Below are 6626 nucleotides of genomic sequence, written 5' to 3' on the forward strand. Positions count from 1 at the left end.
CGGGCACTGACAGTTCGGAGGCCTCGTGGAAGCAATTGACCCGGCATACGGCGCCGCAACCCTGCTGCTGATCGCCGCCGGTGCGGTCGCGCTGCTGCTGTTCCTTATCATGCAGGTGAAGCTGCATGCGTTCGTGGCGCTCGTGCTGGTGAGCGTCCTCACGGCGTTGGTCGCCGGCATCCCGGTGGCGGACATCCCTGACGCGCTGGCGTTCGGTTTCGCCGATACGATCGGGGCAGTCGCCCTACTTGTCGGCTTCGGCGTCATGCTCGGTCGGCTCCTCGAGTTGACCGGCGGGGCCCAGGTGCTCGCCGACACCCTCATCGGCCGCTTCGGCGAGAAGCGCGCTCCGCTGGCGCTCGGCGTCGCCGCGTTGCTATTCGGCTTCCCAATCTTCTTCGACGCGGGGCTGGTGGTCTTCCTCCCGATCATCATGACCGTGGCGCGGCGATTCGGGGGATCTCTGCTCCTGTACGCGTTGCCGGCCGCAGGAGCATTCGCCATCATGCATGCGTTGGTTCCGCCACACCCCGGGCCGGTCGCAGCAGCCGAATTGCTCGGTGGCAACATCGGTCTCACCCTGCTGGTCGGCGCTCCCATCGCGGTGGTCTCGTGGTACGTCGGCGCCTATCTCGTTTCGCGGGTGATAGGCCGCAGGGTGCAAGTCGATGTCCCTGCAGCGTTGTTCGGAGAGATGAACGGGGGCCGCGACGACGCCACCGAGGATCGTGACGACTCCGCTGATGGCGGTGGCGGTGCTGTCACCACGCGGGCCCGCACGGCCCCGTCCTTCGCGACGGTGCTCGGACTGCTGTTGCTGCCGTTCGTTCTGATCTCGTTCGACACCGTGCTGAGCACGCTGATGTCCGCAGGGGTGATCGAGGAAGGCACCACCTGGGCGCAGTACCTGATACTGCTCGGCAACACCACCGTCGCCCTTCTGATCACTGTCATTGTGGCGATCCTGGTGCTCGGCTTGCGTGACCACACGATGGCCGACGTGGGCACGATTCTCGATAAAGCCCTCGGGCCGATCTGCTCGATCATCCTGATTACCGGCGCCGGCGGAATGTTCGGCGGCGTGCTTGAACTCAGCGGCATCGGTGACGCACTCAGCGAGTCACTGTCGGATCTCGGGATGTCGTTGATACTGCAGGCCTTTGTCATCGCGACGCTGCTTCGTGTCGCACAGGGTTCGGCGACCGTGGCATTGACGACGACGGGCGGCCTTCTCGCCGCGGCCCTGGCCGAGGCCGGTCTCAGCGATTTTCAGGTGGCCCTGCTGGTGATCGCCATCGCCGCCGGCGCGACCGTGCTATCCCACGTGAACGACTCGGGCTTCTGGCTGGTCAATCGGTTCTTCAACATGGACGTGAAAACCACACTGAAGACCTGGACGGTGATGGAGACGACGCTGGGCCTGACCGCGTTCCTGATCGCTCTGGGATTGTGGATGGTGTTCTGACCCGACGTCGGTGACGGGTCACGGTCCGTCCTCGAGCTCGGGATGCGCAGCGACGGATGTGTCGTCGAGCTGTTCCTCGGTGAGCAGTCGTTCGGTGGCGCTGTTGAGGAAAGCCAGCAGTGGCACCGCAAGAAGCGCGCCGATGACAAGCAGCCGCCAGCACCACGCCGCGGCCTTGCGTACCAGTGGATGGACCGAGTCGACCGCTGAATCGGCCGAGGAGGGAATCACTGCCATCGACTCAGCGTAGCCTCAGGTCTCTTGTTCGCCTTTTGCGTTGCACCGCAACACTGTTCAGCGGCGGTGTCCGTCGTAGGCGTGATACGTCATCGTTCAGCGTCGGCTTCGCTGCGCTCTTCCTGCAGCCGGTCTTTGCTGCGCACCAGACGAAGAAGCGTCACTAGGATCAGGCCGCCTGCGATGTTGCCGGCCAGGGTGTAGCCGAACCAACCCAGCCAATCGAGGTAGCCGAATGGAGCATGGCCGGTGATGAACGCACCGAAGATCAGCAGTGAGTCGAGGATCGAGTGGAACATCTGTAGTCCGGCGAGCAGGAACGCCCCCGCGACGGCCGCGGCGATCTTCCCCGGCACCGACTCGGTGCCGTGCTGCATGCGGGTCATCAGCGTGATCACCATTCCGCCGAGCAGTGCCAGAGAGATCGTCTCCATCGAGATCGGGGCGGTGGCGAAGTGTGATGCCGACTCCACCGTCTGCGCGTGCAGCTTGGGAAACCCCGCCATGATCAGCCACATGATGATCCAGCCGCCCGCCAGGTTCGCCGCGAGAGTGCCGCCCCACAGCTTGAACAGCTGCCGGACACTGGCGCGCTTGGCGGCGACGGTGGTGACTGGGACGAGGAAGCCCTCGGTGAACAATTCGCTGCGGCCGAGGAGGAGGGCGAGGAATCCGATCGAGAACGCCAGACCCGCGAGCAGCTGATTGCCCGTGGCCTGAAGGACGGCCAGATAGGCGAGCACGCCCATCGCCACCTCAGTGCCGCCGAAGAAGCCGGTCACCAGCACTTCGTGCCAGCTGCGGTGTAGGCGCTGGGTGCCTTCGCTGATCGTCCTGTTGAACGTCTCCTCGAGTTCGTCCTCGATCGGGCTGTCGGAATCGCCGAGTTCGCGCTGGCTAGTTTCACTCACGCCACGGAGTACCCGAACTTCGCCAGAAGATTCCGACCGCGAGGTAGGCAACATATTCCGCCGGACCTCAGTCGGTCGGAGACATCGCCGAGCCCCTCGGGATCCGCCAGCCGCAGGTCAGCAAACACCCTCGGGTGCTGAATGAATCGGGCATCGTCACCGGCGAAGCGCGGGCCCGGCGACTGATATATCACCTCGAACATTCGAACGACTCTGGGAGATCCGCTTCCATCCGTTCGGCCGCTATCTCGATTCCATCAATCATGAAGGGACACTTGATCAGCCAGAAGGACACCGTTGATCGCAACACCGACGACAAGCTCGAGAACCATCTTTCGCAGCAGTCATGAGTGGCCCGTGGGCCGGCCGAGACCGCTGGGCTCAGTTTGCGGCGTCGAGGATCTTGATCGCAAAGACGAGCGTGTCACCCGGGGCAATTCCGGCGCCGGGTTGGCCTTGCGGGTAGCCGTCGGCCGAGGTCATCGCCACGCCCACCGTGGAACCGACCGTCTGCCCGGCGATGGCTTTCTGGAAGCCCGGCACGACTCCGTCGAGCGGGAACTCCACGGGAGGGCCGCCCTGATAGCTGCTGTCGAACACCGACCCGTCGCGGCCGTTGACTCCCATGTAGCAGACCGCCACCGTCGCCGTGTCCGCGACGACCGGCCCGTCGCCGGCCTGCAGGGTGTGCACCTGGGTCTCACCGACGCTGAACGGTGCGGTCACGTCGATGAAGGGAGCCGAGGTATCCGTTGACCCGGTGACCGCGACGCTGCCGGTGGCCCCAGGCAGCGTCCACTCCGGCGCTACGCCCTGCTCCGGCGCCGCTGCCGGGCACGCGCTGCCGACAGCCGCAGGCGTCTCGGAGAGCGGCGGCGGGAAGTACTCCGCCGCCGGTGTGCCCGCCGCTGACGTGTCCGTCGGCGACGCGCTCGATTCGGAACCACATGCGGCGAGGGTCAGCACGAGGGAAGTGGCACACGCCACGACCGCGATCGAAGGGGACACACGGGGAGAGTTCACAGTCCGCCAGGCTACAGCCGCGACCTCAGCCCACCTCCAGTGGCACGGCCATCTCCCGTCCACCACCACGCGCGGCTCCGATGCTGGCGGCAACCACGGCGGCGATCCCCAGAATGCCGGCGACATCCGGCGCTTGATCGAGCAGCAGAAATCCCACGAGCAGGGCGAAAGCGGGCTCCAGGCTCATCAGGGTGCCGAACGCCGCAGTGGTCAACCGACGCAACGCCAACAGCTCCAGGACGTACGGCACCACTGGCAGCAGGATCGCCATGCCCAGCCCGAGCAGCAGCAGTTCCGGGGTGATCCGCTCGAAGACCGAAGTGCTCACGAAGAAGCTGGAGACCACCCCAGCGATCGGCATCGACACCGCGAGCCCGTTGACGCCGGCGACCTCGTCGCCGACGCGCTGGGTGAGCAGGATGTAGATCGCCCAGCAGATGCCGGCTGACACCGCGAGGAAGGCGCCTTTGGCGTCGGATGCCGCCGCTGAACGGCTGGCTCAACAGCACCACGCCGATCGCCGCCAGCCCGGGCCACACCAGCCGCTGCGGTCCTCGGCCGTGGAGCACCGCAACAGCCAGTGGCCCAAGGAATTCCAGGGCGGTGGCGGTACCGAGGGCAAGCCGGTCCAGCGACGCCATGAACAGCAGCGAGATCGCCGCAGGCACGCATCCCAGGACGATGCACATCCCGAAGGTGCGCAACGTGAACGCCGAGGGCCGGGGCCGCACGATGACGAGCAGCAGCACACCCGCCCAGGCCAGCCGGAGCCAGGCTGTCCCATCGGATCCGATTCGGTCGATGAGGCCGATGGCCACGACCATGCCCATCTGCACCGACACCTGCGCGGCAATGGCCATCGTGACGCCGCTGCGGGCGTGCTCTGCACTCACCCCTGCATTGAAGTGATCGATATTGATCGTGTCAGCGGATTACCGCGGACCGACACCGCCATCGCGGGCGACCACGGAGAACGCAGCTATTGATCGAGGGTGCTTTCGGGCGCGCGCCCATAGGCCTTGTAGTAGTCGGCCCGGAACCGGGCGAGGTTCCAGAAACCCCATCGACGGGCGACACCGGCCACCGTGTGCACCGCGGGGTCGGCGGCCGTGAGATCGCGGTGGACGTAGGACAACCGCACCTTCTGGAGGTACCGGGTCGATGAGCACTCCCGGTGCCTGGCGAACATCATTTCCAGTGCACCTGTGGAGACACGCGCTGCGCCGGCGATGTCGGCCGGCGAGATGTCGTTGTGGACGTTGTCGTCGATGAATGCGCCGGCACGGTGCAGCGCTTCGGGGTTGTCGCCGTCTCCCACCGACACCGGCGGCTCTGCTGCCGTGTGGGGGAAGGCGGCGAGCATGCTGGCGACCAGATACCGGGTGACGCCGCTGGAGACAAGGGGCTCCTGCGCGGCGAACGGGTTGCCCAGCAGACCATGGCGAATGTGGTCGATGACGTCGACGAGATGTCGGTTGGCTGCTGCGGTCACCGGTGTGGAACCGGTCAGCGACACCGGCGCAGCATCCGGGTCGCCGCCCGCAACCTCGGCCAGGACTCGCCGTGGAACGTTGATCATGTGGTAGCGCGCGTGTCGACATTGCCCCAGCAGCGGACGTCCCGCGACAGTGCCGAAGGCAACGGCCGCACCGGTTCCATGGCTGTGTGCCGGCCCCCGCGACGGGGTCTCCTCGAGCACGCCCGAATGCACTCTGCACAGCAAAATGTTCTCCGGTCCGGCCATTTCGTAGCTCATGTCGTAGCTGTACTCGGAGTCGTCGATGCTCAGCGCACCCACATCGCTGCGCCATACTCGGGTGCGGGTCATGCCACCGGGAACCGACTTCTCGATCCGGATGGCCCCGAAAGCAGCGGCGATCTGCGCTTCGGCCTGGTCCAGGTCGTCTGCGCTGATCAGGCATCTGCCGGCGGGCGGCTCAGGCATCTCTGGCATGAGTCTCACCTACCTAGGACCTCTCAATGCGTTGCACTCGCCACTTTACGACCTGTCATGCTCGATGCTGGCAACTTCTGCGACACGGTCTCAGCGACCGGTGGTCCCGTCGGTGAGTTCCCGCAGGATGTCCATGTGCCCGGCATGGCGCCCGGTCTCTTCGATCATGTGGGTGAGCGCCCACCGCATGGACGGTGGCCGACCGCTGCGCGTGGGCCGCGCACAGGGTTCGTCGAGATCTGAGTGACTGACGATGACGTCGTTGGCTTACCGTTCCTGCCATGTCCAGCCGCCCGATGGCGCTGCTCTGGTTGAGGGTGAACCACATCGCGCCGTCGGGGCCCGCGGTGATCATCGACGGGCTTCCACCGGGGACAGCCACGACGTCCACCTCGTCGCCAGCACCGATTCGGCCCACCGTGCCGGATGTCATCGTGGTGAACCACAGTGCGTCGTCGGGTCCTACACATAGGCCGAATGGAGCACTACCGTCGGGCAACTCGATCTCGCGCTGGGCACCGTCCACCGCGATACGCCCGATCCGGTCGTCACCGTTGCGGGTGAACCACAGGGCGCCGTCAGGCGCGGCGACGATGATCGAAGGCTTGCTCTGCGGGTGCACAGGAAACACGTCGAGTCCGCCGCCCGGGCCGATGCGTGCGATCTCCCCGGAGTGAACAAGCGTCACCCACATGGCGCCATCCGGTCCCACCGCAAGCGCGTAGGGCCCGCCGGGCACACGGATATCGAGGGCGCGGCTCACTCCGCGACGGTACTTCACGCCGTCGCCTGGGCAGTGCTCGGGCAGATCCACCAAGCCCCTGTGTCTACAATTCATCTACACTGCCGCCCATGTTGCGTCCTGCAAGTTGGATTGGACTAGCGGGTGTGGGTCCCGTCCCGGTAGGTACCGGAGCGCCGGGTAGCAGGCCCCGGTTCGTCGTTGAGAGGCGGCGGGCTGAGCGGGGTGTCAAAAGCCTCTTCGGAGGGAGCAAGTGTGCGGGCCGTAGCGTTGTGCGAACTCTGCAGCCTCGTC

The 6626-nt window shown here is 65.9% G+C and carries 6 protein-coding genes and 3 pseudogenes; 2 read left to right on the forward strand and 7 right to left on the reverse strand.

Going from position 1 to position 6626, the window contains the following annotated elements; genetic code table 11:
- Nucleotides 1-25 precede the first annotated feature (25 nt).
- The gene (locus WA944_RS14590; RefSeq protein WP_526647072.1) at nucleotides 26-1465 is read left to right on the forward strand and encodes a GntP family permease; all 1440 of its coding nucleotides are present in this window, start codon (nucleotides 26-28) and stop codon (nucleotides 1463-1465) included.
- Nucleotides 1466-1483: 18 nt separating this feature from the next.
- On the opposite strand, the gene WA944_RS14595 is transcribed toward WA944_RS14590, so the two are convergent.
- Both WA944_RS14595 and WA944_RS14600 read right to left on the reverse strand, forming a co-directional pair.
- A complete protein-coding gene (locus WA944_RS14595; RefSeq protein ID WP_526372420.1) occupies nucleotides 1484-1702 on the reverse strand; it encodes a hypothetical protein in 219 nt (72 codons plus the stop codon).
- Between the two features lie 89 nt (nucleotides 1703-1791).
- Entirely contained in the window at nucleotides 1792-2613 is an 822-nt protein-coding gene (locus tag WA944_RS14600) for a formate/nitrite transporter family protein (protein WP_526372421.1), read from the reverse strand.
- Nucleotides 2614-2747: 134 nt separating this feature from the next.
- On the opposite strand from WA944_RS14600, the gene WA944_RS14605 reads away from it, so the two are divergent.
- The gene (locus tag WA944_RS14605; RefSeq protein ID WP_526372422.1) at nucleotides 2748-2963 is read left to right on the forward strand and encodes a hypothetical protein; all 216 of its coding nucleotides are present in this window, start codon (nucleotides 2748-2750) and stop codon (nucleotides 2961-2963) included.
- Between the two features lie 31 nt (nucleotides 2964-2994).
- Here WA944_RS14605 and WA944_RS14610 read toward each other — a convergent pair whose 3' ends face one another.
- The 5 genes and pseudogenes from WA944_RS14610 to WA944_RS14630 form a co-directional block, all read right to left on the reverse strand.
- On the reverse strand, nucleotides 2995-3636 hold the full coding sequence (locus WA944_RS14610; protein WP_526372423.1) for an FKBP-type peptidyl-prolyl cis-trans isomerase: 642 nt from the start codon (nucleotides 3634-3636) through the stop codon (nucleotides 2995-2997).
- A 25-nt stretch (nucleotides 3637-3661) separates the two neighbouring features.
- Nucleotides 3662-4496, reverse strand: a pseudogene (locus WA944_RS14615) (EamA family transporter).
- A gap of 119 nt (nucleotides 4497-4615) precedes the next feature.
- Entirely contained in the window at nucleotides 4616-5590 is a 975-nt protein-coding gene (locus WA944_RS14620) for a helix-turn-helix transcriptional regulator (RefSeq protein ID WP_526372424.1), read from the reverse strand.
- A gap of 90 nt (nucleotides 5591-5680) precedes the next feature.
- Nucleotides 5681-5857, reverse strand: a pseudogene (locus WA944_RS14625) (mycothiol transferase); the annotation flags it as partial.
- Nucleotides 5850-6353 (reverse strand): annotated as a pseudogene (locus WA944_RS14630) (Vgb family protein); the annotation flags it as partial. The pseudogenes WA944_RS14630 and WA944_RS14625, both read right to left, overlap by 8 nt.
- Between the last annotated feature and the right edge of the window lie 273 nt (nucleotides 6354-6626).

Origin of the sequence: Mycobacterium sp. (assembly GCF_049683355.1) — a bacterium.
GTDB lineage: Bacteria > Actinomycetota > Actinomycetes > Mycobacteriales > Mycobacteriaceae > Mycobacterium.